We start from the raw sequence: 24,144 nt of genomic DNA, 5'->3' as shown, positions 1-24,144 counted from the left end.
TTTGGTTTATTTTTTTACTTCGTTTTTCACTAAAATAGGTTCTATTGCTGTTGACATAATTTTAATCTGGATTATAACTGTTTTATAAATTTTAAGGAGAATTGATCCTTAAACCTTGGGGGACTACAAAGATTGTAAAATGTAGCCACATGGTAAAGGGCTTTTATGGGTTTTAAGTTATAAGTTTTTAACACCAATTGTTGACATGTGTGCTCGCTAGTGATGTTTATTGCCTTTGAAGAATTTATATGTTTTTTTAGTTTTTAAAACTGAAAAACGAAGTAAAAAAATAAACCAAAAAGTATATTATTTATAAGTGTTGTTTGTTAGTGAAGTAGCGGTTTATGACGCACCAAACTTTACGATTCCGGTTTTAATAAAAACAAAAATGAAATATTTTATGATTCAGGTAGTTCCCCCCGAAACCTTTAAATCATTTGCAATAAAAATCACTTAACTCTTAAATTAAAACAGGCTGCATAATGCAGTTGTGTATTCTGTTTATTAATACACATCCTATAGAATCGTAAACTCTTAGTTTGGTGGTGTCATAAAATTATATATACTTTTTATTTTGTTGTATTTGCTATTAAAGAATCTAAATTGTTATTAGTTTCTGTTAAAGTAGTCTCTTGTTCTTTTTTTATTTTTTTACTGTTTTCTATTATAGCAGCAATAACTATTGTAATTACTAACAGACTAAACATGAAAATGCACTTCTTCATAATAACGTAATCCTTTTTAGTTCACTTTTTTTAGTTTTATTACTCACATCTAATACACTGCTAATTTATAATCATTTAGTAATCTATAGGTTAACAATGTATAAATGGCGTTAAAAACTGTGTGGTTTGTATGTTCTGTACCTATTTTTAGGTAATTAATACTTAAAATCATACCAAACACACATTAATAATTTTCTTTTAAACATAGTATTGTACATTTACTACTCTTAAATTTTTAGTATGTTAGAAGCAGTTGTAATAGACGATGAAATAAAAGCCATACAGAGCTTAACTTGGGAGTTAACCAACTTTAGTGACGAAATTAAAGTGGTTGCTTCTTTTACAGATCCTTATGAGGCACTTAATTATTTGGAGGCTAATACTCCAGATTGTGTGTTTTTAGATATTGAAATGCCTATTATGGATGGGTTTCAATTTATGCAAAAAGTAAAAGAAAGAGATTTTCCTATTATAATAACCACAGCTTATAACCAATACGCAATTAAAGCGCTTAAAAATGAAGCTATAGATTACCTTTTAAAACCTATAGATACTGATGATTTAAATGATACTATTACTAAAATTAAAAAATTTAGTAATAAAAATGGTACTATAGAACGTTTAGAGCAATTGTTAGTGGGTTTTAATTCTAACAAATCTAATAAGAGGATAACATTAAATACAGATGGTAAGCTAATATTTTTAAATAGCGATGAAATTATGTATGCAGAATCTGATGGTAACTATAGTACTTTATACTTGGATGACGGAAATAAAGTTGTGCTTACAAAAAAATTAAAAGAAGTTGAAGAAATACTGACTCTAGAGAACTTTTTTAGGGTTCACAACTCATATATAGTTAATATTAATAAAGTTAAAGAGTTTATTAAAACAGATGGTTACATTGTGTTGCAATCTGATGATAGAATTCCGGTTTCTAGGCAGAAAAAATCTAATTTTTTAGACTTACTTTAATTTTCTATGATTTTAAAGTTGAAGAACAAATTAATATTATTTTTTATACAAGCTCTGCAGAGGCTTTTGGTATGCAGTATATGTTTGTGTTGTTTTAATTTGTTAGCCCAAGACATACAGGAGAAGGCGAAAAAAAGGATTGATAGTTTGGTGCTGTTAAAACCTCAGTCGTACCATGAAATAAACACTGTGGTAAGAGCCTATAAAAGAGATACTCTTTTGCTGCGCTACTTTACAAAACAATCAGAAAAAAGTAATTATTTTATTGGGTTAGCTTATGGGTACAATCAATTAGGTAGTGCTTACAGGAATTTGTCTCAATATAGCAAGGCAATAGAGTTACACAAAAAAGGATTAGAAGCGTCTAGGGAGGCAGATGATTTAGAGTTTAAAGTCTATAGTTTAAATATGTTAGGTGTAGATTATAGAAAAATAGATGCCATACGTACAGCTTTAGATTATAACCAGCAAGCACTAGAGCTGGCAGAAAGTGTAAAGGAGCCCAGTGATGAATTAAAACGTAGTATAAATGTATCTTTAAATAGTATAGGTAACCTATATCATAGTTTAGAGCAATATAATTTAGCTATAAATAGATTTGAAACTTCTTTAAAAATAGAAAAAGAGCTAGGTAATATGATAGGCTTAGCTATAAATAACCAAAATATAGGAGAAGCTTTAGAACAGCAAGGCAAGTTAGATGAGGCTTTAGAGAGGTATAAAATATCTTTATCATACAACAACCAGGTAAATTCTGATAAAGGCAGAATAATTTGTAATAATAGTATTGCCCAAATTTATTTAAAACAAAACAAACCTAAGGAAGCAATAGCCTTGTTGTTGCCAGCTTTAACTAAAGCTAAATTGTTAAAGGATAAGTTTATAACAGCTTTTGTAGAGGCTAATGTTGGCTGGGCTTATATGCAATTAAATGCTATTGATAAAGCAGAAAAGCATATAGCCAGAAGTATAGAAATAGGTAAAAAGCAAGGAATACCAAGAATTACAGCTTTAGGTACTAAAAGACTATCTCAGTTAGAGCAGTTAAAAGGTAATCATGCAAAGGCCTTAACGTATTATAAAACGGCAATAGAGCTAGAAAAGCAAATTAGTAGTACAAGAAATATACGCTATGCTAACGATGTTATTTTAAGATACGAGAACGAAAAAATTAATAACGAGATAGAAAATCTTAGAAAAGATAATGAAATAGTAAAACTTAAGTTAAAGAAAAATAGGGCAACCTTACTAATTATAGGTATTTCTTTAGTGTTGTTAGCGGTGATCTTATTTGTTTTTTACAAGCAAAACCAATTAACTAGTGATAAAAAAATGTTGACATTGGAGCAAACAATGCTACGTAGTCAAATGAATCCGCATTTTTTATTCAATTCATTAAACTCTATTAAGTTATATATTATTAATAACGAAAAAAAGAATGCAGTACATTACCTAAATAAGTTTTCTAAACTAGTACGTAAAATACTTGAAGCATCTTCTTTAAAGGAAATATCTTTAGAGGATGAGTTAGAAACGGTTAATTTGTATATGCATATTGAAAACATCCGTTTTTCTAATAAAATAGATTTTACTATAGATGTGGATAGGGATGTAGAGTTAAACCAAATAAAAATACCATCATTAATTCTTCAGCCGTTTTTAGAAAATGCTTTATGGCACGGATTATCATCTAAGCAAGGACTAAAAAAAATTGACCTTCATATCTCAAAACAAAATGAAGAGTTTGTAGTTATTAGTATTACAGATAATGGTATAGGTAGGGCAGCATCAGAAAAAATAAAAGAAGCTAAGGTTTTAAAAAGAAAATCCTTAGGTATAAATATTACTAAAGAGCGACTTAAAAACTTCTCTAAAGATTATTTAAATTCTTTTAAAGTAGTTTTTGTTGACCTGGTAGATGAAGAAGGCAATGCTATGGGAACAGAAGTTACATTAACTATTCCCATTATTTAACTTAGTATACTCTTGGGCAACTAACTCTAGCTCACTATACCACTCTTCTCCAAATTTACGAACTAGGGCTTCTTTTACAAATTTGTAAACAGGAACCTTTAACTCTTCTCCTAAAGAGCAAGCTGGGTCGCAAATCTCCCACTTATGGTAGTTAACGCCAGTAAATTCTGTATATTCTCTTGTTCTAACTGGGTATAAGTGACAAGACACAGGTTTTTTCCAGCTGGTAATGCCTTCGTTGTAAGCATCTTCTAAACCACATTTTGCAGTTCCGTTATCAGAAAAAACAACATAAGCACACTCGCTACCATTTACAAGCGGAGTTTCCCACTCACCATCTTCACCTTTTACAAAAGCACCTTGCTCCTCAATGGCGGCAATACCTTCTGCTCTTAAAAACGGTTTTACATCTTGGTAAATATCTACTAAAATCTCTGTCTCTTTGTCTTCTAGTGGTGCACCTGCATCACCATCAATACAACATGCGCCTTTGCAGGCCGTTAAGTTACAGACAAAATCGTTGTCTATAATTTCTTCAGATACTATGGTTTTTCCTATTTGAAACATATGCGTATTATAAAAGTGCAAAGATACTTTTTTAACGTTAATAAGCTGTTATTTTTAATTTTAGTAATTTAAAACCGTTTTATAAAGTGTAAGTTTGCACCGATTTTTAAAAAAAGTAAAATTATGTCTTCTAGTTTTTTTGATTTTAAAGAGATAGTAACAGCAAGTATGATTCTTTTTGCGGTAATAGATATTATTGGTAGCATACCAATAATTATTACTTTAAGGGCAAAAGTAGGTCATATACAGTCTGAAAAAGCATCTTTAGTAGCAACTTTAATTATGGTTGCATTTTTGTTTGTAGGGGAAGAAATTTTAAACCTTATTGGTATAGATGTAAACTCTTTTGCTGTGGCGGGCTCTTTTATTATCTTTTTTATGGCCATAGAAATGATATTGGGTATAACACTTTATAAGGATGATGAGCCAGAAACAGCTTCTATTGTGCCAATAGCATTTCCTTTAATTGCAGGAGCGGGTACAATGACGTCTTTATTGTCTTTACGTGCAGAGTATCACGTTCAAAATATAATTGTAGCTATCTTAATAAATATCTTATTTGTTTATATAGTGTTAAAGTCTTCTAAAAAAATAGAAAGAGTACTAGGAAAAAGCGGATTAAGTGTTATTAGAAAAGTTTTTGGTGTAATTTTGCTGGCAATAGCGGTAAAACTATTTGCAGCAAATATTAATGAACTCTTTTAAATAGAAGTTAAAATGAATAAAGTAATATTTATAATCTTGTTTTTAATAGCAGGATTGCTAATTGGGTATAATGTAACTCAGATAGATTTTGATGATCCTCTTAATGGCCCAAGCACTATTGCACTTATCTGTATTGTTGCAGCTTTATGTGCTATTGTTTTGTTGGTGATTTTTATGATCTCTAAAAAGATACAAGAAAAAATAAAAGAATAACTTTTGTGTAAAGTTTTAAAAAAAGAAAGGCGCTATTTAATTAGCGCCTTTTTTTTATTACTATATGTTATTCTACTTTTTATGTGTTTATGGTTTTTTGTAGAATCTTATTTTTAACCTGTATGTAATATCAAATAATGCAGGTACAATTATAAGGGTTAAAAATGTAGCTACCATTAGTCCAAATATAACGGTCCAAGCTAGCGGTCCCCAGAAAATTACATTATCACCACCTATGTATATGTGTGGATTAAATTCTGAGAATAAAGCAAAGAAATCTATATTTAAACCAATAGCTAGTGGTATTAAACCAAGTACAGTAGTAACAGCTGTTAAAATTACGGGTCTTAACCTTGCTTTACCGCCAGTTACAATTGCTTCTGTAGCTTCTTCTCTAGATAATACTTCTTTTTCATCTAAGCCAAGCTTTACTTTTTTACGATCTATAAGTATTTGTGTGTAATCTAACAGTACTACACCGTTGTTTACCACAATACCTGCTAAGGATATAATCCCCATCATTGTCATCATAATAACAAAAGACCAGCCAGTAATCATTAATCCACCAAATACTCCAATAAAGCTTAAGAAAATAGCTATCATTATAATTATTGGTTTAGAAATACCGCCAAACTGAAATATTAAGATTAGCATAATTAAACCTAAACCAGAAAAGAACGCACTAACAAGAAACTTCATTTGTTTGTTTTGCTCTTCAATTTGACCGGTATAATCTATTTTTACGGTAGAAGGTTTGCCTTTGTAATCCTCCATTTCTTTTTGTATCTCATCTACAATTGCAGCAGCATCTGTAAAACCAGGTTCTAAGCCAGAGTAAATAGTTACTACGCGCTCATTATCTCTATGTTTAATAGCGCTAAAACCAGAAGTGTTTTGCATAGAGGCAACAGCAGAAACCGGAATTTCTTTTATTTGTCCGTTTGATGGATCTCTAAAAATTATATTCTGATTAAATAATGCATTTGTATTGTAACGTAAATCTTCATTAAAACGAACATTAATGTCATAATCGTCACCATCTTCTTTGTAAACTCCTGCTTTTTCGCCAAATAAGGCTCTACGCAATTGGTTACCAACTTGACCAACAGAGACTCCTAATTCACCAGCTTTTTCGCGGTCTACAACTACCTCCATAGATGGTTTACTCTTATTAACATCAATCTTTATTTCTTCTATACCAGCTATGTTTTTGGTATTAATAAAGTTTTTAACGCTTTCTGCAGTAGCAATAAGTTCATTGTAATCTTTGCCCTCTAACTCAATGTTAATAGGGTAACCAGCAGGTGGGCCATTTGAGTCTTTTTCTACAGATATGTTTACGCCTGGATAAATACCGCTTAATGCTTTTTGCACTTTTGCACGTATTTCTTCTGTGTTAATTCCTCTCCTAAATTTAAACTCGCTAAAGTTTACTGTTATTTTACCTTTATGCGGCATTTCTGCAGCAGAACCACCATCGGTTTGTGGGTTACCAGCACCTTCACCAACTTGTGATACGGCAGAATCTACAATAAAGTTTTCTCCATCGTGTTTGTATATGTCATCATCTAAAATTTCATAAACTCTTTTTTCTATAACCTTAGTTATAGCATTTGTTTTCTCAATAGATGTACCTTCTGGGTATTCTACGTACACAGATATTTCATTTGGTATATTGTCTGGGAAAAATTCTATTTTGGTTCTTTTACTGTCAACAGACATACCAAAAAGCATAAATACAACAATTAAAAGAACAAAGGTTATAGATACATACCAGTATACGTTACCACCTCTTAAGGCGTGTTTTAATCTGCGCTCGTACCAGTTTTCAAACTTAACCATTGTGTTTTTTTGAAAACGAATTGCCCATTTTTTAATGAAATATTTGTACGCCCAGAACATTACAGCAGTAATAAGCATAACAGAGCCTAAACCTCTCATTACGCCACCAAAAACTAATATCAATATACCAAAACCACCAAGAATAATACTTAAACGTACTAGTTGTTTAACGGTAAGTTCTTTTTCGCCTAGCTCCATAAATTTAGAAACTAGCATAGAGTTCATTAATATAGCAACCAGTAATGAAGATCCTAATACAACTGATAATGTGATAGGGAAAAACTTCATAAACTGTCCCATTACACCCGGCCATAAACCTAAAGGAACAAAGGCCGCTACTGTAGTAAGTGTAGATACTATAATTGGGAAAGCAATTTCACCAACACCTTTTTTGGCAGCTTCAACTTTAGATAAGCCTTCATCCATTAAACGGTACACGTTTTCTACAACCACAATACCATTATCTACAAGCATACCAAGTCCCATAATCATTCCAAAAAGAATCATTGTGTTTAGGGTATAGCCTAGCCAAGATAATATCATAAAAGACATAAACATAGACATAGGAATGGCAAAACCAACAAATAGTGCGTTTCTAAATCCTAAAAAGAACATTAAAACTGTTACAACTAGTATAATACCAAATATGATGTTGTTTACAAGATCGTCTACTTGGTTTAAGGTTTTAGTAGAAGAATCATTAGCAATAGAAATTTTTAAATCTGGCGGATAATACTCTTTTTTTGCCTTTTTAACAATCTCTTTAATTTGGTCTGATGCAGAAATTGAGTTTTGTCCGGCTCTTTTTTTAACATCTAACATTACTACGCTTTCTCCAAACTCTCTGGCATAGGTAGTTTTATCTTCTTCAGAAAAAGTAATTTCTGCAATGTCTCTAAGGTACGTAGCACCATTTTCAGACTTAACAACAAAGTTGTTTAGTAATTGCGGGTCTTTTACTTCTCCTAAAATACGTATAGTTCTTCTTTGTTCTTCTGTTTTTAAATTACCAGCAGACATTGTAACATTGCCACCTCTAATGGTATTTAAAACATCATCAAAACTAATTTTAGCAGCCATCATTTTATAAATGTCTACCGCAATTTCTACCTCTTTTTCTTGGGCACCACGTATGTCTGCCTTTTTAATTTCAGATAAATCTTCTACTTCATCTTGTAAATACTCTGCAAAATCTTTTAACTTTTCTACAGGATAATCTCCTGTAAAGTTAATATTCATGATTGGCATTTCTTCAGATAAGTTAAGGTCAAAAACATTAGGCTCTACTTTAGCGCCATTAAATGTAGGCCAGTCTTCACTAGCTTTCTCGGCATCTACTTCGTCCTTAATTTTTTGTTTAGCTTCTTGTACACTTATACCTTCATCAAACTCTACTACAATCATAGCATAATCTTCTTGAGAGGTAGATGTAAATTCTACAACGTTACTTACGTTCTTTATTTTATCTTCTAAAGGATCTGTAATTAAACGTTCTATATCTTCAGCAGTGTTACCAGGATATGGTGTGCTAATGTATATTTTAGTTTCTATTACCTCCGGAAAATCTTCTCTTGGCATAGCTAAGTATGCAGAGAGTCCTATCCATAAAAATAGTCCAATAAGTACATAAATAACCGAAGGGTTATCTATTGCCCATGAGGATATTTTAAATTCCTTGTCGGCGTTTTTTTGTATTTTGCTCATGGAATTATTGATTTAAAATTTCAACTTTTTGTCCGTCTTTAACCGTTCTTGCACCTTCTTTAATTACGTGCTCATTAGCTGCTAATCCAGAAATAACTTCTATTAACGGACCTTGGCTTTTACCAGTTGTAATTATTTTCTTTTTTGCAGTTGCGTAATTGTCTTCAGTTTTTTCTGCTACATAAACATATTGCTCTCCGTTAGCATTTTCTGAGATTACACTTTGCGGTATTAAAATAGCCTCATTGTTGGTGTAGTCATTAAGTCTAACTTTAGCCGTTAAATTAGGTTTTATGTTCCCATTTTTATTAGGAACAGAAATTTCTACAGAAAAAGATCTGTTACTAGGGTTAATAAAGTTGCCTGTTTGTCTAATTTTAGTAGTAACACTATCATTTAAAATTGGAAAATAAACAACGGCTTCTTTTCCATTTTTTATGCTCTTAATGTAGGTTTCTGGTACCTCTACATCTAAATACATATTAGATAAGTTTACAATTCTAAAAACTTCAGATCCCATACCAGGTGCAACAACAGTACCTTGTTCTTTAATAACATTGTCTATGATACCTGTAAAAGGAGCTCTTATACTAGATTTTCCTAATTGGCTTTCTGCTTGTTTAATAGCATTTACTTGAGCTTCATAATTAGTTTTTGCCTGTAAGTACTGTATTTCAGACCCTATTTTTTGCTCCCAAAGTCTTTGCTGTCTTTCAAAAGTAGTTTTAGCTAATTCTGCTTGTGTTTTTAACTGTGCAAGTTGGCTGCTCATACCACCATCATCTATAGTGGCAAGTATTTGTCCTTTACTTACTTTTTGCCCTTCTTTAACATATACTCTTTGTAAAGTACCTGCCATTTCTGGGTAAATTAAAACGTTTTGTTTTGTTTGTACATTACCTTGTAACTCTAAAAAATGATTAAAAACTTTTGTCTTTGTAGTTAGTGTGCTTATTAAAGGTAAGTTTTTGTTTCCTTGTATAACAGCAATAGCAGAATCTAACATAACCATTTGCTTTTCTAAAGCTTTATGCTCTTCTGAAACGGTTGCCTTTTTTTCTCTTATTTTTTCTATATCTTTTGTAGCAATAATACTCTCTACAGATGTGTTTTTGTCTTCGCAAGCAGTTACAAGTGCTGTAAGTGTTAGTATGTAGAATATTTTTTTCATATTGTTTGTATTACAAATTGTTGTGTTGGGGTTAGTTGTTTAGAATTAATTCTAAAGCTGTTTTTTTATTAATTACGTCTATCATAGATTGCAAATACTCTTGCTGTACAGCATACAATTGTGTTTGTGCTTGTCTTAGCTCAAAACTTGTTGCTAAACCTTCAAAATACTTAACTTGATTTTTTTGTTCTATGCGTTCTGCTAAACCTAAATTTTCTTTATTTGTTTGGTATTGCTCTATAGCTAAAATGTATTCGCTTTTAGCGTTTTCCCAACTAAGGCGTAGAGATTCTTCTGCTTCAGTTTTTTGTGTTTTAGCTTTTTCTAATGCAATTTTTGCACGTTGTGTAGATGCACTTCTACGTAAAGAACTAAAAATAGGGATGTTTAAATCAAACCCTAAAATAGAAGAGTTAAACCAATCTGTTTCTTTCTTTAAAAAATCAAAGTCTTCACTATATGCAGTGTATCCAAAGTTTATAAAAGCATTTAATTTAGGTAGTGCTTTACTTTTTTCTAACTTAAGCTCTAAAGTACGTTGCTCGTTTAAGTTAAGAGCCATTTTGTAATCTACATTGTTTTCTAAAACTAAGTCGCTTTCTAGTAACTTAAAGTCTATTTGTTTTTCTGTTAAAATGTCTAAGTCTTCAGCTAATTTAGTAGGGTTGTCTAGCTCTAAGCCCATAACTAAGTTTAGCATTTGTACTGTTATTTTTTTTAACCTAATAGCATTTTTTAGCTGGTTGGTAACAGATGATAAAGTAATTTGTAATTGCTCAACATTTTCTTCTTCTGTTAAGCCATTTTCAAAAATCTTTTGTGTTTCGTTAAGGTTTTTTTCTAAAGCAGCTTTATTTTTTTCTAAGATAGATGTGCTTTCTTCTGCTAAAAGAACATTTCCGTATGCTTCCACAACAGATTTACGAACCTCTAAGGCTGTTTTTTCTTTGCTGTTTGCACTGTAGTCTATAAATGTTTTAGTTGCCTGTACGCCAACAATGTATGAACCATCAAAAATTTGCTGACTTAAAGTTGCTGTTGCACTAGTAGATTGCTTTTGACCAAAAACAACAGGAATAAAAGTTCCTGGCGCTCCACCAGCCAATTCTCCAGGAATTAATGATACTGGTTGTTTTAATTGATTTTGATAGCTAATTGCACCGTTTATTTGTGGTAAACCACTAGCAATAGTCTCCCACTTTTGCTTTTGTGCATCTTCTATATCCCTCTCTGCATTAATTGCACTGTAGTTGTGCTGCAATGCGTAATTAATTGCTTCTTGTAGCGTAAAACTCGTGGGCTTGTCTTGCGAAAAACTCATTTGTATGCCTAAAAGCAAAAGTAATAATGTTAAACTCCTTCTCATTTATGATTGATTTGATTTGATAATATCTGTTAATACTTTTTTTCCTTTTGTTGTAACTATTCCTCTTATATGATACTCTAAATAATTGTCCATTAATTTTATTTTAGAAAATTGCTCTGGCGGAAAAAAGTCATCGTCCTTAATAGCTGTCATTCCAGAAAAATATATTCTTGAAATAAATTCTATGTCCAAATTTTTTCTATAAAGTCCTTGCTCAATTCCTTTTTCAATATTTACAATAACACAGTCATGCATAGCAGCAAACTGTCTTTGTTTTAATGATTTATGTATTTTTGGATAGTATTTTTGTAATTGATATATAGGAGAAGATTTTTCATCTTTTAAGTTTGATACTACAAACTTTCTTATCTCGTATAATTCTTCAATTGGATTTATATCTAAAGAACATATTTTGTTTATTCCTGTAGATATAGAATTAAATAATTGGAGAGTACTTTCTTCTATTAACTTGGTTTTATTGTCAAAATGTGAGTATATGGTTTTTTTAGACATTCCTAATTCATTAGCAAGGTCATCCATAGTAACACTCTTAAAACCTAGGTTTAAGAATAAATCTGTAGCTTTTTCTAAAATTTTTTCTTTCATAATAAGCCGCAAAGATAAGTTAGGAAACTTAGAAAACAAAAAAAGTTTCCATAGTTTTAAGATTACTTAACTTAAGTTTAAAATGAATGTTACATTTATAATTGCTTAAAAAGTATTTCATGTATTTTTGAAAAAAAATTATAGATGCATTCCATTGACCAGTATAGAGACTCTTTTTTAAAAGAATTAAGTAAAATAGCAATAGATAAAGAGCCTAAAAATTTATACCAACCAATAACATATATTTTAAATTTAGGAGGTAAACGGTTGCGTCCAATATTAGCACTAATGTCTGCAGATATTTTTGGAGTAGATTATAAAGAGGCTATTTCTGCTGCTATGGCTGTTGAGGTTTTTCATAATTTTTCTTTAGTTCATGATGATATTATGGATGATGCTCCTTTGCGTAGAGGTAAAGAAACGGTTCATGAGAAATGGGATATAAATACTGGTATATTATCTGGTGATGCAATGCTAATTGAAGCATATAGGTTTTTAGAAACATATGAAGGTGACCAATATAAAAAGCTAAATTCTCTTTTTAGTATAACAGCTTTGCAAGTTTGCGAAGGTCAACAATATGATGTTGATTTTGAAACTAGAGATGATGTTACTATACCAGAATACTTAAAAATGATTGAGTATAAAACTGCTGTTTTGGTTGCTGCTGCTATGAAAATGGGAGCTGTTATTGCTAGAACTACTGTGCAGAATGAAGATTTAATTTACGATTTTGGTAAAAACCTAGGTATTGCTTTTCAGTTGCAAGACGATTATTTAGATGCTTTTGGCGACCCAAAGACATTTGGTAAACAAGTGGGTGGTGATATAATTGAAAACAAAAAAACATACTTATACCTTAAAGCATTAGAACTGTCTTCTAAAGCAGAACAGAACTCATTAGATCAGCTTTTTTCTATACAACCAACAAATAACAATGATAAAGTAGCAACTGTTAAAGCTATTTTTGTGGAGTCTAAGGCAGATGTTGCTACTAAGCAAGCTATAGAAGAGTACACTAATAAAGCATTTTCTGTTCTAGAAAAGTTAGACGTTTCTTTGGATAAAAAAGAAGCGTTAAAACAATTTGGATTGTGGTTAATGACTAGAAAAGTGTAATTTTTTTAATCTACTAAATAAGGTACGCTGTTAATTGATATTATTGGTTTACTAAGCATTTGTTGTATGGTTTTCTCCTGTTCTACAATGCAAATAACCTCTATGCCTATGTGTATGCCGTAAATATTATCTGGATTATTAAGTCCTAAATAAAATGTGCCTTTGGTAGTATCTGTTACGTTTACAATGCCAGACTTATAGTTTTCTCTAGACCCAAATAAATAGGGTACGTAATCTTCTTTTTGTTTAAAAAGTAAAGCATTTTCTTCATTCAATAAATAAATGTCGCAAATGTTAGCTCCTGGAGGTGGATTTAAATTTTCTACAGCGCCAGAAAAAGAATTTTCTGTATCTATATAATTAGATAGTGTAGAGGCCAAACCAAAGCTTTTTATGGTGTTTTTAATATCTTGTTCTTCTCTAGAAGCGCTAAAAACATAGTACCAAGACACTGTGTTTTTAGGTAATGCAATAGGAACTAGAACCCTGCTTTTTCCACCTTTTAATAAGTCGTTAGACCTGCTGTTTAAGTAAAAATTATCTTGTTGTAAAGAAATAGTTTTTAGTTTGGTAACCTCTGTATCTGTTTTTATTGGTGCAGTATAAGTTGTGTCTGCAACTTCTTTATAAGCTATTTCTGGTGCTTGTTTGTTAAACGAATCTACTTTAAATTTTAAGCTTACTTTAGAGTCTTTATTATTGCTACTTTTTATAATTAATTGGTATACATCCTTACCGGGAGCTTGTAACCAGTAATTTGCTTTTTTACCTAAAGTTTTAAACGTTGCTGTTTTTACATCTTTATATGGACTAATGGTGTAAACTATATCACCTTTTCCTTTAGCTTTTAAGCTTAAATGTATATGATCATTTTTGTTTGCAGAAAACAGTAGTTTGTAATCTTGGCTTTTGTTAATGGTAAAAGTGGTGTCTTGTTCTTGTTGCGCGCTAATTGTGATAGCGCAAAACAGTAGGGTAAAAAAACAGACAAGGTTTTTCATAGTTTTTTTTTGTAAATGTAATAAAAGTTACATTTTGTAAACGGAATAACTTGTTATTCTATTGTTTTTAAAAGTTGTTTAGCATTTAAATATTGAAAATACCTTGCAGTGGCGGTAAAAGTATCGTCTAGAATAACGGTTGCGGGTAATGAAAAAGGTTTGTTTTTACGGCTAGCCATTAAAAGTGGTATTTGATGAATAGCGTTTACCTTTTTTGCGTTTTTATTCTCATAAATTGTGCCTCCAAATGTTATTTTTTCTGTAGACTCTATATTCATTTTTACCGCATAATACTCTTTATTTAATTTGCTAATTACAGAAGGGTCTTTATATGCTTTGCGATCCATTTTATTGCATAAACTACACCACTCTGCATAAAAATGTATAAAAACCTTTTTGGGTTTTATGGATAAAGAGTCTTCAAGCTGGTTAAAACTTAACCAGTTTATCTCATTATTTTGTGCTGATAAATTGCCACAGTTTATATAGCCAATTAACAAGCAAATAATTGTTTTTTTGCAATGTGATTTCATTTTAATTACAAGCTTTTTATTCTTAATCCTACAAAAATGGTTCTTGGTAAAGACGGACCATAAACATAGTTGCTATCTCTGTTTTTTCCTGTGTCAAAATCATTTTGATAAGCATTTGTAATATTTTTTACACCACTAAACAACTCCATGTTTGCATTTAATTTTGATGCTGTAAAAGTATACCCTAGTCTTAAACTTGTTTCTAAAAAAGACGAAGTTTCTTTGTATTCATCTATTAGTTGACCAGTATTTTCTCCTCCAAAATGAGCAATATCCATACTTTCTGTATAAATTAAATTAGCAGATGCACTAAACTTTTTAGTAGGTGTATAAGTAAAGTTTGCATAGCCATACGTGTTAGGTGTTCTTAGAAACTCCTTTTTAGTAGCTAAGCCTTCAATATTTTCTACTGCCTCTGTAAATTTACTAGATTGTAACGTAAAGCCTGCATCTACCTGAAAAACATAATCAAAATTAGCTCTTGTTTCTAGTGTAACTCCTTTTACAACTGCCCCATCTCCGTTTCTTTTTTCAAATAATTCGCCAAAATTATCTTCTCCTAATGGAAAAAGGTAAAAGGCATCATTTAATTTAGTGTAAAAACCTTCTACAGTAAAACCTGCAATTATATGCTCTGTAGCTTTGTCATAATTAAAAGAAGTTGTGTAGCTGTTAGAGCGTTCTTCAAATAAACTATCAGACAAAGAAATTCTAGAAATTCCTCCTCCTGCAAAAGCAATGTGTAAATCAGTGTCAAATGCTTGTGGGGCTCTAAATCCGGTTCCCCAGCCTAATCTAAACTGTGATTCTTTATTCATTTTATATAATAAAGATAGTCTAGGGCTAGCAATTACATTATCTAACAGGTTATGTTTGTCTATTCTTATCCCAGATAAAAAATTAATTTTAGGACTAATATCCCAATCATTTTGTAAAAATGCACCCCAGTTTCTTGTGGTCTGATCTATTTTGTAGTTATAAGCTTCTATAACATCCAATACGTCATCATAAACATATTCGGTGCCAAAAGTAAAAATTGCTTTTCCGCCAATAAACGAATCTACTTTATGGTTTAGTTGCACACCTATTTGGTGGGTTTCTACTTTAGAGGTACCGTAGGGAGGGTTTGCTAAAAATGAGTTTAGTTCATCTTCATCGTCAGGAATTATACCAGTATAGTGGTCCCTATCTGTAATTTGTCCGCCGTAGTAGGCAATAAAACTATTTTTATCCTCATTAAAATTTATTTGATAATCTACACTACCCATTAAAACATTATGTGTGCGTTCTTCAGATTGTTTTGCTAAGTGTGCCGCTTTATCTACTTGTTCTCCTCCATATCTGTACTCGTAAATACTGCTTATACTAGCTTCTATCTTTTCGTTATCAGATGGTAAATAAAATAGGTTAGCTCCAAAAGAATTATTCTTTAGGCTAGGTAATTCAGAGTAATTATCTCCATTATCATCATACGTATTTCTATCTCTTTTGTTAATAAAAAACGTTGCGCCTGCAGTTCTGTCTTCATTAACTACAGTAGCGTTGCCAAGCAAAATATTATCAGACGCATTTTTATTTATACTCTGGTATGTATAGGTTAAGTTGTATTCGTTTTTAATAGGTATTTTGGTAATTACGTTAACCGTGCCACCAATAGCGCTAGACCCATAAAGTGCAGAAACACCGCCTCTAACCACTTCAATTCTTTCTATCATATTTACCGGAATTTGCTCCATACCGTACAAACCAGTCAAAGGACTAAATATTGGCCTGCCATTAATTAGTATTTGAGAATAACCACCTTGTAACCCGTTCATACGTAATTGTGTGTAATTACAAGTTTGGCAATCTGTTTCTACTCTTAAGCCTGGCTGAAAACGCAATCCTTCAGATAAGTTGGTAGCTACAGCATTATCTAAGGTTTTGCTGTTAATAAGATTTACAATTACTGGAGAATCTGTTCTTCTTTTTTCGGTTTTTGTGCCAGTAACAACTACTTGATCTAAGCCTAAAACATCTTCTTTTAAATTTAAGTTTAGTGTGGTGTTTTTAGTTAGTGTTACCTGTTTTTCTAAAGTTCTAAACCCAATACTTTTGCATATTAAAGTATAAGTGCCATTTGGTAAACTTATGTTGTAATATCCGTTTTTGTCAGATACTGCCCCTTGCTTAAGCTCTTTAACCTGTATGGTAGCAAAAGGTATGGGTTTATTTTGGTTGCTTATTGTTCCTTTTAATTCAAAATCTTGAGCATTAATGAAATAAGACGCGAGTAAAATGAGTAAAAATATTTTTTTCATCAGGTTAAACAAATTTTTAGACAAATCTAAAAATTTGTTTTTAATAATAAAAATGTATTTTTGGTAAAAATTAAAATTGATGACGCATTCTGAGGAAAATTATTTAAAAGCAATTTTTCACATTGGTAAGGGAGGAGTTAATGATATTTCTACTAACGCTATTGCAGAGCAGATGGAAACTAAACCATCTTCTGTTACAGATATGATTAAAAAATTATCAGAAAAAAACCTGGTAAATTATAAAAAATACAAAGGAGTTTCATTAACAGATACTGGTAAATCTATGGCTTTGTCTATTATTAGAAAGCATAGGTTATGGGAGGTTTTTTTGGTAGAAAAATTAGACTTTTCTTGGGATGAAGTACATGAGGTAGCGGAACAGTTAGAACATATAGAGAGCGAAAAATTAATAGATAAACTAGATAAGCTTTTAGATTATCCTAAATATGATCCACACGGAGATCCTATACCAGACAAGAATGGTAATTTTAAAGTGATAGATAAAAAACTTTTGAGTGAGCTTTCTATAAAAGATAAAGGTATTTGTGTTGGGGTAAAAGATTCTTCAAGTCAGTTTTTAAAGTTTTTAGATAAAAATAAAATTGCATTAGGAGATGTAATAGAGGTAATAGATAAAGAGGATTTTGATGGTTCTTTTCAGTTAAAAATTAATGCTAATAGCTTTAACGTGTCTAACCAAATTGCGTCTAATTTATTTGTGCAGGTAACAGAATAAATATTTAAATGAAAAAGATAACATACATAATAGTAGGAGCGGTAATACTTAGTTTGTTTGCGTGTAAAACAGATGCTAAAAAAACTAAAAACGGAAAATTAAATGTAGTTACAACAACTACAATGATTACAGATTTGTTATACAATATTGGTGGTGATGCTATTAATGTTGTTGGTTTAATGGGTAGTGGTGTAGATCCGCACCTATATAAGGCTAGTGAAGGTGATGTTACAAAATTAGTTGAAGCTGATATTGTTTTTTATGGAGGTTTACATTTAGAAGGTAAGTTGGTAGAGGTATTTGAAAAAATGGAACATACAGGTAAAAAAACGGTTGCTGTTTCTGATGCTTTAGATAAAAAAGAACTTATTGGCTCAGAATATTTTGCTTCTAATTACGACCCGCACATTTGGTTTAATGTTACATTTTGGAAACAAATAACAGCTTACGTAACAAACGAGCTTAAAAAATTAGATCCTAAAAACGCTGGTGTTTACGAAGAGAATAGCAAAGCATATTTAGAAAAATTAACAAAGTTAGATTTAGATTTAAGAGAAACAATTAGTCAGCTTTCAAAAGAAAAAAGAATTTTGGTTACTGCTCATGACGCGTTTAATTACTTTGGAAAATCTTATGGCTTTAATGTTGTTGGCTTGCAGGGCATTTCTACGGCAACAGAAGCTGGTGTGCAAGATGTACAAGAATTATCTAAATTTATAATAGACAATAAAGTGAAAGCTATTTTTGTAGAGACTTCTGTTCCTAAAAGAACTATAGAAGCTCTACAAGCATCAGTACAATCTAAAAACCATAATGTAACTATTGGTGGTACGTTGTATTCTGATGCGCTAGGAGATAAAGGCACTGTAGAAGGTACTTATTTAGGAATGTTTAAGTACAATGTAACAACAATTGTAAATGCCTTAAAATAATAATTTATGGAAACAAACTATGCCATTACGGTAGATGACCTTACGGTTGCCTATAACTATAAACCAGTTTTGTGGGATATAGATTTGGCAATACCAGAAGGTGTGCTTATGGCAATTGTTGGGCCAAACGGAGCTGGTAAATCTACCTTAATAAAATCTATTTTAGGAATTATTAAGCCTATTGCAGGTAGCGTAAAAATTTTTGGAAAACCCTATAAAAAACAATTTAAAGAGGTTGCTTACGTGCCGCAAAAGGGCAGTGTAGATTGGGATTTTCCTACCACAGCTTTAGATGTTGTAATGATGGGAACTTATGGCAGTTTAGGTTGGATTAAAAGACCTGGGCAAAAAGAAAAAAAGGCGGCATTAGAAGCTTTAGAAAAAGTAGGTATGTTGTCTTTTAAATCTAGACAAATTAGCCAGCTTAGTGGCGGACAACAACAACGTATATTTTTAGCTAGAGCATTAGTGCAAAATGCAAGTATTTATTTAATGGATGAGCCTTTTCAGGGCGTAGATGCTACTACAGAAAAAGCTATCATTAATATTTTAAAAGAACTGCGCAAAGCCGGAAAAACACTAATTGTAGTACACCATGATTTACAAACTGTACCCGAATATTTTGATTGGGTTACGTTTTTAAATGTGAAAAAAATAGCAACTGGTCCGGTTAAAGATATTTTTAATGATGGAAATTTAACCAAAACTTATGGTATAAACTATAAAGTAAGTGTGCAAGAGTAAACTCTAGACAAAACAATTAAACTGTGAATATAACTGAATATTTTAACCTTCTTTTTACAGACTACACGTTACAAACTATAACGTTGGGTACAGCTGTTTTAGGTGCTTTGTGTGGTATGCTGGGGAGTTTTGCGGTGTTGCGTAAACAGAGTTTGCTAGGAGATGCTATATCTCATGCGGCACTACCAGGTATAGCATTAGCCTTTTTAATTACAGGAGCAAAAGATAGTAATACGTTGTTGTTAGGTGCACTAGTGAGTGGTTTAGTTGGTACTTTTTGGATAAGGGGAATTGTTAAAAAAACACATTTAAAAACTGATACGGCTTTAGGTTTAATTTTGTCTTTGTTTTTTGGTTTTGGTATGTTGTTGTTAACCTTTATACAAAAAATGCCTAATGCAAATCAGGCCGGTTTAGATAAGTATTTATTTGGACAAGCAGCTACTTTGGTAGCTAGTGATGTATGGACAATGTGTATTATTGCTGGTTTAAGTTTACTTATTCTATTGGTTTTTTGGAAAGAATTTAAACTATTACTTTTTGATGCTGATTACACAAAATCATTAGGTTTTAATGTAAAATTTTTAGATGTTTTAATTACTTTTTTTATAGTAATTTCTATTGTTGTGGGACTACAAACTGTTGGTGTAGTTTTAATGAGTGCTATGCTATTAGCGCCAGCAGCTGCAGCAAGGCAATGGACAAATAGTTTAAGTGTAATGGTAGTTTTAGCGGCTATTTTTGGAGCTTTCTCAGGAGTGTTTGGTACTGCAATAAGTGCAAGTTCTAATAATTTATCTACAGGGCCAGTAATTGTTTTAATAGCTGCTGTTTTTGTATTGTTTTCGTTTATTTTTTCGCCTAAAAGAGGATTGTTGTTTAGGGAGATTAGGTATCGTAACAACCGTAAAGATTTGGAGTTGAATAAAACCCTGGCCTTTATGTATCAGATTGTGGAGTCGCACGATAACATTGACCATCCGCATGCTATAAAAATTTTAAATAATTTTCACGGATTTACACGTAAATCCCTTCAGAAATTAGAAGATAGAGAACTAATTACAGTAACTAAAACAATGTGGTCTTTAACAGAAAAAGGGTTTACCACTGCGGCTAATTTATATAATCAACTAGAAGAAAATGAGTAGCGCACAATTAGAAATACAACTTATTGCTTGTCTGGTGGCTATTGCATGTGCCATACCTGGTACTTTTTTAGTGCTTCGTAAAATGGCTATGATAAGTGATGCTATTAGTCACTCTATATTACCAGGTTTGGTAATTGGTTTCTTTTTAACCGAAGACTTAAACTCGCCTTGGCTTATATTGCTTGCTGCTGTTACGGGAGTTATTACAGTTGTTTTGGTAGAATACATTCAAAAAACCGGACTCGTAAAAGAAGATACTGCTATAGGATTGGTTTTTCCAGCATTGTTTAGTATGGGTGTAATTTTAATTGCAAAAAACGCGAATGATGTACATTTAGATGTAGATGCTGTTTTATTAGGAGAACTTGCTTTTGCTCCTTTTGATAGGCTTATCGTGAGTGGTGTAGATATAGGAGCAAAATCGCTTTGGGTCATTGGTAGTATTGTAGTTGTAACTTTAATTTTACTGTTTACGTTTTTTAAAGAACTAAAAGTAAGTACGTTTGATAAGCAACTTGCTGCAACTTTAGGTTTTTCTCCTTTAGTAATACATTATGGGTTAATGTCTGTTGCGTCTGTTACTACAGTTGGAGCTTTTGATGCTGTTGGTGCCATACTTGTAGTGGCGCTTATGATTGCTCCTGCTGCAATGGCTTATTTACTTACAAATGACCTAAAAAAAATGCTTATTATAGCAGTTGTTTCTGGTGTGGTTTCTGCGTTAATAGGGTATTGGGTTGCACATTATTTAGACGCTTCTATTGCAGGTTCTATGACTACCGTTTTGGGTGTGTTATTTTTATTAGTGTATTTATTTGCGCCAAGTAAAGGGTTAATATCAGTAGTGTTTAGACAAAAAAGACAACAGGTAGAGGTGTATTTGTTAACCTTTATGTTGCACTTGCAAAATCATACAGAAGAGTCAGAACGACATATAAATCACCTTGGGGAACATATAAATTGGGGAAAAATGCAATCTAAAACTGTATTAGACCTCGCGTTAAAAAATAATATGATTGTAATAGATGATAACATTATATCACTAACAGAAAAGGGGCAAGGTTTTACAAACAAAGCTATAGATTATATTACAACCAATAGTACTGTGGCAATAGAGGAAATGAAAGAAGATTTCTTTTTGTTTAGAGGGTAATTATTAATATTATTTTTCTAAAAATTGTACATTCGTATTCACAATGAAAAATTCAAAAAAACACTGGCTTTGGAACATAGTTATAGTATTAACTCTTGTGTTAGTAGCTATAGCTTTTTTAATGCACTATAAAAACTGGATTAAGGTAGAGGATAATCAATTTAAAATATTATCTGGTATCTATTATAAAAAGTTAGACTTTGCAGATATTAATACTGTAGAAATGGTAGATAAAATACCTTCTCTAGAACGTATTAATGGTTTTTCTGTAAGTGAAACTGAAAAAGGTGTTTTTAGAGATTCTATTTATAATACAGACGTTTATATTTTTGTAGATAAATTATCTAAACAAAAAATAAAAGTTACTTACAGGGACTCTTTACAGCTATTTTTTAACGTCTCAGACTCTTTAGAGACAGAAAAAATGTACACAATGTTTTCTCATAAAATAGATAGTTTATCTAGCGTTAAATAACCTATTCATAAAAATTATACTTATGATTATCACAATAAAAGTATTTGCTGCCTTATACGGTATGTTGGCTGTTGTTTTTGGAGCTTTTGGTGCCCACGCTCTAAAAAAAATATTTACAGATGACCAACTCAAAAATTTTGAAACTGGTGTAAAGTATCAAATGTATCATGCTATTGTGTTGTTAGTTTTGGGTTTTAACTATAGTTTTTCTTCAACCATAGAGGTTGTAATGGGTTATGCTTTTATTATAGGTATCTTTTTATTTTCTTTTAGCATATACGGTTTGTGTATTTCATCAGCTAAAGGAAAAAAAATAAAAATTCTTGGTCCAATAACGCCCCTAGGAGGTTTGGGACTAGTCCTAGGTTGGGCGCTTTTGTTACTTAATTTTATTAATCTATAGTATAAAGTTTTATTCTTCTGCAGTAAACTCTTTTATGGCTTGGTTAGGCTCTATAATATTGTAGCCTTTCCAAAATTCTGGATCATATTTACGCAAGTATTCTGGCTTAATGCCCTTGCTTTCTTTAAAGTCGTTGTAAGTTGATTTTGAAATGTTTTCAGCATCAAAAACAACAATTTCATACTTGGTTACACTTGTAATTGCCATATCTAACTTTACGTAAAGTTCATTTTGCTTATTTCTTCCTTTAACAACCTTATTCTTTTCAATTATTTTTAATGGTCTTCTTATGCCTGCTTTATTTCCGGCCTCTCGTTCTAGATATTGTAAGTCGTAGGTGTTGTTTTCATTTTTTGCAAAAATCATTTTTCCTCTAGATAAATGTTCTTGGTAAGAAATTCCGAATAGCTTAATACTTTTTAATGTTTTTACATTATCATAATCTATACGTATTACAGCAAAATCATCTGCATTTACATACATAGTTCCTTCGTAATCTGCACCTCTCTTAGGTTCAAAATCTATAATGTAAACAGGAGCGTTGCCCCAATATGTATAATCTTTTATGGTAAAGTCATAACGGCCAGATTTTGTTATTACGTTTAGTTTTGCATCATCCATATAAAACAAGTTACTAAATTGGTTGCCTATAGTAGTTTTTTTATACGTTGCATAACTAGCTTTGCGTGCTTCTTCTAATTTTTTCTTTTCCTTTAATTCTTTTTTTAGTGCTGCACTATCTTTTTTTACGTCACTAGGATTGCTTAGTTCGCCATCAACTTTAACACCAATGATACCCGATTTTATTTTAAAATATGAATCTGGCTTTACATTTTTTTTAATAATGTCATTAAACTTTTCTTCAAGCTTAGTAATATCTAATTCAGAGTTTTTATCATATAACCTACATGCCTTTATAGGATCTATTTTTAAGGTTTCTGCATTATAATTTCCATAGATATCACACAAAACTTCAGAATAACTATTATCTCTTTTAGGTAAAGCAGTTATAACGCTATCTAAAAAGGGTTTGTTAAGTTCTTTTATGGTAGATTTCATAAAGGTGTAATTTGTCTTATCTAACCCTTCATAATTAGACTCTCTAAGGAATATTTTTTTTCTAGTGAAATCCTTGTTATAGTTTTTATCTAAACTGTCTTTAACCATATCTATAATTTCTTCTCCTGTGTAGTTTTTATTAGATACCAAAACCTCATTAAGTTCTATGGTTTTTGGAGTCATATAAATAATACTATCTGTAAATGTGCTTACTGGTTGTGCAATGGTCTCGTATCCAATACAACTAATAAAAATAGAATCTATAGCAGTTGTATTTGTGGTGCTTAAAGAAAATTTTCCTTCTCCATTTGTTATAACACCTTTTTTATTAGATAATACAACAGAAACATAAGGTATAGCTTCTTTATTAGCTGCATCTTTAATACTTGCTGTAAGTTCTTGAGCGGTTGAGTAATTGCTTATAATCAGAGTAAAAATTAAGATTACAAGCTGTGTAGTTTTACGCATTTTTTTTGATTTTAGTTTCTTATTAGTATAGACAAGAACTTTTTAGATTCCGTTGCCTGAAAAAGCTAAAACAACTAAAATAAAAATTTAAATCAATGGTAGTTAGTCTGTTGAGTGTTCTCTTTTTTTTGTTGTTTTTTTAGCTGCCGGCTAATTAAAGTAATACTATGACTACAAAAAAGAGTTTTTTGATAATTTTAATACACTATTCTTATTTATTTAACT

Annotated in this window: 22 protein-coding genes; 12 read left to right on the top strand and 10 right to left on the bottom strand. The window is 31.3% G+C overall.

Annotated elements, in window-relative coordinates; all coding sequences use genetic code 11:
• Positions 1-569: 569 nt before the first annotated feature.
• Complete coding sequence (locus tag ABJD66_RS10750; protein WP_303540202.1) at positions 570-725, bottom strand: hypothetical protein; 156 nt, start codon at positions 723-725, stop codon at positions 570-572.
• 240 nt (positions 726-965) lie between these two features.
• Between ABJD66_RS10750 and ABJD66_RS10745 the strand changes: the two genes are divergently transcribed.
• Positions 966-1,700: a LytTR family DNA-binding domain-containing protein gene (locus ABJD66_RS10745; protein WP_100894075.1), complete on the top strand. Its 735-nt coding sequence runs from the start codon at positions 966-968 to the stop codon at positions 1,698-1,700.
• Between the two features lie 150 nt (positions 1,701-1,850).
• Positions 1,851-3,674, top strand: a complete 1,824-nt coding sequence (locus tag ABJD66_RS10740) for a tetratricopeptide repeat protein (RefSeq protein WP_348131329.1) — start codon at positions 1,851-1,853, stop codon at positions 3,672-3,674.
• Here the strand turns inward: ABJD66_RS10740 and ABJD66_RS10735 are convergent.
• Positions 3,654-4,241, bottom strand: coding sequence for a DUF3109 family protein (locus ABJD66_RS10735; protein ID WP_100894073.1), 588 nt, complete (start codon positions 4,239-4,241; stop codon positions 3,654-3,656). The two genes, ABJD66_RS10740 and ABJD66_RS10735, sit on opposite strands and share 21 nt — an antisense overlap.
• Before the next feature lie 123 nt (positions 4,242-4,364).
• Between ABJD66_RS10735 and ABJD66_RS10730 the strand changes: the two genes are divergently transcribed.
• Both ABJD66_RS10730 and ABJD66_RS10725 read left to right on the top strand, forming a co-directional pair.
• The gene (locus ABJD66_RS10730) at positions 4,365-4,946 is read left to right on the top strand and encodes a MarC family protein (RefSeq protein ID WP_100894072.1); all 582 of its coding nucleotides are present in this window, start codon (positions 4,365-4,367) and stop codon (positions 4,944-4,946) included.
• 12 nt (positions 4,947-4,958) lie between these two features.
• Positions 4,959-5,159 carry a hypothetical protein gene (locus ABJD66_RS10725; protein WP_100894071.1) on the top strand — a complete coding sequence of 67 codons (201 nt, stop codon included), beginning with the start codon at positions 4,959-4,961 and terminating at the stop codon, positions 5,157-5,159.
• Between the two features lie 87 nt (positions 5,160-5,246).
• Here ABJD66_RS10725 and ABJD66_RS10720 read toward each other — a convergent pair whose 3' ends face one another.
• Genes ABJD66_RS10720 through ABJD66_RS10705 form a run of 4 tightly spaced genes read right to left on the bottom strand, consistent with a single transcriptional unit; the run spans position 5,247 to position 11,848 of the window.
• The gene (locus tag ABJD66_RS10720) at positions 5,247-8,705 is read right to left on the bottom strand and encodes an efflux RND transporter permease subunit (protein WP_348131319.1); all 3,459 of its coding nucleotides are present in this window, start codon (positions 8,703-8,705) and stop codon (positions 5,247-5,249) included.
• A 4-nt stretch (positions 8,706-8,709) separates the two neighbouring features.
• A complete protein-coding gene (locus tag ABJD66_RS10715; protein WP_348131316.1) occupies positions 8,710-9,876 on the bottom strand; it encodes an efflux RND transporter periplasmic adaptor subunit in 1,167 nt (388 codons plus the stop codon).
• A 31-nt stretch (positions 9,877-9,907) separates the two neighbouring features.
• Complete coding sequence (locus ABJD66_RS10710; protein ID WP_348131313.1) at positions 9,908-11,242, bottom strand: TolC family protein; 1,335 nt, start codon at positions 11,240-11,242, stop codon at positions 9,908-9,910.
• Positions 11,243-11,848, bottom strand: a complete 606-nt coding sequence (locus ABJD66_RS10705) for a TetR/AcrR family transcriptional regulator (RefSeq protein ID WP_100894067.1) — start codon at positions 11,846-11,848, stop codon at positions 11,243-11,245. It abuts the gene before it with no gap.
• 144 nt (positions 11,849-11,992) lie between these two features.
• On the opposite strand from ABJD66_RS10705, the gene ABJD66_RS10700 reads away from it, so the two are divergent.
• Entirely contained in the window at positions 11,993-12,967 is a 975-nt protein-coding gene (locus tag ABJD66_RS10700) for a polyprenyl synthetase family protein (protein WP_348131310.1), read from the top strand.
• 5 nt (positions 12,968-12,972) lie between these two features.
• On the opposite strand, the gene ABJD66_RS10695 is transcribed toward ABJD66_RS10700, so the two are convergent.
• The 3 genes from ABJD66_RS10695 to ABJD66_RS10685 are packed head-to-tail and all read right to left on the bottom strand — an operon-like array spanning position 12,973 to position 16,801.
• Positions 12,973-13,968, bottom strand: coding sequence for a hypothetical protein (locus tag ABJD66_RS10695; RefSeq protein WP_348131307.1), 996 nt, complete (start codon positions 13,966-13,968; stop codon positions 12,973-12,975).
• A 53-nt stretch (positions 13,969-14,021) separates the two neighbouring features.
• Positions 14,022-14,501: a thioredoxin family protein gene (locus ABJD66_RS10690; RefSeq protein WP_348131304.1), complete on the bottom strand. Its 480-nt coding sequence runs from the start codon at positions 14,499-14,501 to the stop codon at positions 14,022-14,024.
• Between the two features lie 5 nt (positions 14,502-14,506).
• A complete protein-coding gene (locus ABJD66_RS10685; protein WP_348131301.1) occupies positions 14,507-16,801 on the bottom strand; it encodes a TonB-dependent receptor in 2,295 nt (764 codons plus the stop codon).
• 79 nt (positions 16,802-16,880) lie between these two features.
• On the opposite strand from ABJD66_RS10685, the gene ABJD66_RS10680 reads away from it, so the two are divergent.
• The 7 genes from ABJD66_RS10680 to ABJD66_RS10650 are packed head-to-tail and all read left to right on the top strand — an operon-like array spanning position 16,881 to position 22,392.
• Positions 16,881-17,537: a metal-dependent transcriptional regulator gene (locus ABJD66_RS10680; protein ID WP_100894062.1), complete on the top strand. Its 657-nt coding sequence runs from the start codon at positions 16,881-16,883 to the stop codon at positions 17,535-17,537.
• An 8-nt stretch (positions 17,538-17,545) separates the two neighbouring features.
• Positions 17,546-18,469 (top strand): zinc ABC transporter substrate-binding protein, encoded by a 924-nt coding sequence (locus tag ABJD66_RS10675; protein WP_348131297.1) that lies wholly within the window; start codon positions 17,546-17,548, stop codon positions 18,467-18,469.
• A 6-nt stretch (positions 18,470-18,475) separates the two neighbouring features.
• Positions 18,476-19,213, top strand: a complete 738-nt coding sequence (locus tag ABJD66_RS10670) for a metal ABC transporter ATP-binding protein (RefSeq protein WP_100894060.1) — start codon at positions 18,476-18,478, stop codon at positions 19,211-19,213.
• A gap of 23 nt (positions 19,214-19,236) precedes the next feature.
• Positions 19,237-20,361 (top strand): metal ABC transporter permease, encoded by a 1,125-nt coding sequence (locus tag ABJD66_RS10665; RefSeq protein ID WP_348131293.1) that lies wholly within the window; start codon positions 19,237-19,239, stop codon positions 20,359-20,361.
• Positions 20,354-21,514, top strand: coding sequence for a metal ABC transporter permease (locus ABJD66_RS10660; RefSeq protein ID WP_348131290.1), 1,161 nt, complete (start codon positions 20,354-20,356; stop codon positions 21,512-21,514). Before ABJD66_RS10665 ends, ABJD66_RS10660 begins: the two co-directional genes overlap by 8 nt.
• Positions 21,515-21,557: 43 nt before the next feature.
• Complete coding sequence (locus ABJD66_RS10655) at positions 21,558-21,989, top strand: hypothetical protein (RefSeq protein ID WP_100894057.1); 432 nt, start codon at positions 21,558-21,560, stop codon at positions 21,987-21,989.
• A 22-nt stretch (positions 21,990-22,011) separates the two neighbouring features.
• Positions 22,012-22,392 carry a DUF423 domain-containing protein gene (locus ABJD66_RS10650; protein ID WP_348131286.1) on the top strand — a complete coding sequence of 127 codons (381 nt, stop codon included), beginning with the start codon at positions 22,012-22,014 and terminating at the stop codon, positions 22,390-22,392.
• Between the two features lie 9 nt (positions 22,393-22,401).
• On the opposite strand, the gene ABJD66_RS10645 is transcribed toward ABJD66_RS10650, so the two are convergent.
• On the bottom strand, positions 22,402-23,919 hold the full coding sequence (locus ABJD66_RS10645) for a carboxypeptidase-like regulatory domain-containing protein (protein WP_348131283.1): 1,518 nt from the start codon (positions 23,917-23,919) through the stop codon (positions 22,402-22,404).
• Positions 23,920-24,144 lie beyond the last annotated feature (225 nt).

This window comes from Cellulophaga sp. (genome assembly GCF_039943695.1).
In the GTDB taxonomy this organism is placed as follows: domain Bacteria; phylum Bacteroidota; class Bacteroidia; order Flavobacteriales; family Flavobacteriaceae; genus Cellulophaga.
Note: the sequence above shows the minus strand (reverse complement) of the source record. Positions and strands in the feature narration are given on the sequence as shown.

Excerpts from the sequence above, each read along its gene's own strand:
- ABJD66_RS10700 (WP_348131310.1), top strand. The coding sequence starts at position 11,993 with ATGCATTCCATTGACCAGTATAGAGACTCTTTTTTAAAAGAATTAAGT.
- ABJD66_RS10720 (WP_348131319.1), bottom strand. The coding sequence starts at position 8,705 with ATGAGCAAAATACAAAAAAACGCCGACAAGGAATTTAAAATATCCTCA.
- ABJD66_RS10685 (WP_348131301.1), bottom strand. The coding sequence starts at position 16,801 with ATGAAAAAAATATTTTTACTCATTTTACTCGCGTCTTATTTCATTAAT.
- ABJD66_RS10680 (WP_100894062.1), top strand. The coding sequence starts at position 16,881 with ATGACGCATTCTGAGGAAAATTATTTAAAAGCAATTTTTCACATTGGT.
- ABJD66_RS10730 (WP_100894072.1), top strand. The coding sequence starts at position 4,365 with ATGTCTTCTAGTTTTTTTGATTTTAAAGAGATAGTAACAGCAAGTATG.
- ABJD66_RS10670 (WP_100894060.1), top strand. The coding sequence starts at position 18,476 with ATGGAAACAAACTATGCCATTACGGTAGATGACCTTACGGTTGCCTAT.
- ABJD66_RS10695 (WP_348131307.1), bottom strand. The coding sequence starts at position 13,968 with ATGAAAAACCTTGTCTGTTTTTTTACCCTACTGTTTTGCGCTATCACA.
- ABJD66_RS10710 (WP_348131313.1), bottom strand. The coding sequence starts at position 11,242 with ATGAGAAGGAGTTTAACATTATTACTTTTGCTTTTAGGCATACAAATG.
- ABJD66_RS10675 (WP_348131297.1), top strand. The coding sequence starts at position 17,546 with ATGAAAAAGATAACATACATAATAGTAGGAGCGGTAATACTTAGTTTG.
- ABJD66_RS10715 (WP_348131316.1), bottom strand. The coding sequence starts at position 9,876 with ATGAAAAAAATATTCTACATACTAACACTTACAGCACTTGTAACTGCT.
- ABJD66_RS10660 (WP_348131290.1), top strand. The coding sequence starts at position 20,354 with ATGAGTAGCGCACAATTAGAAATACAACTTATTGCTTGTCTGGTGGCT.
- ABJD66_RS10725 (WP_100894071.1), top strand. The coding sequence starts at position 4,959 with ATGAATAAAGTAATATTTATAATCTTGTTTTTAATAGCAGGATTGCTA.
- ABJD66_RS10645 (WP_348131283.1), bottom strand. The coding sequence starts at position 23,919 with ATGCGTAAAACTACACAGCTTGTAATCTTAATTTTTACTCTGATTATA.
- ABJD66_RS10690 (WP_348131304.1), bottom strand. The coding sequence starts at position 14,501 with ATGAAATCACATTGCAAAAAAACAATTATTTGCTTGTTAATTGGCTAT.
- ABJD66_RS10650 (WP_348131286.1), top strand. The coding sequence starts at position 22,012 with ATGATTATCACAATAAAAGTATTTGCTGCCTTATACGGTATGTTGGCT.
- ABJD66_RS10705 (WP_100894067.1), bottom strand. The coding sequence starts at position 11,848 with ATGAAAGAAAAAATTTTAGAAAAAGCTACAGATTTATTCTTAAACCTA.
- ABJD66_RS10745 (WP_100894075.1), top strand. The coding sequence starts at position 966 with ATGTTAGAAGCAGTTGTAATAGACGATGAAATAAAAGCCATACAGAGC.
- ABJD66_RS10655 (WP_100894057.1), top strand. The coding sequence starts at position 21,558 with ATGAAAAATTCAAAAAAACACTGGCTTTGGAACATAGTTATAGTATTA.
- ABJD66_RS10735 (WP_100894073.1), bottom strand. The coding sequence starts at position 4,241 with ATGTTTCAAATAGGAAAAACCATAGTATCTGAAGAAATTATAGACAAC.
- ABJD66_RS10750 (WP_303540202.1), bottom strand. The coding sequence starts at position 725 with ATGAAGAAGTGCATTTTCATGTTTAGTCTGTTAGTAATTACAATAGTT.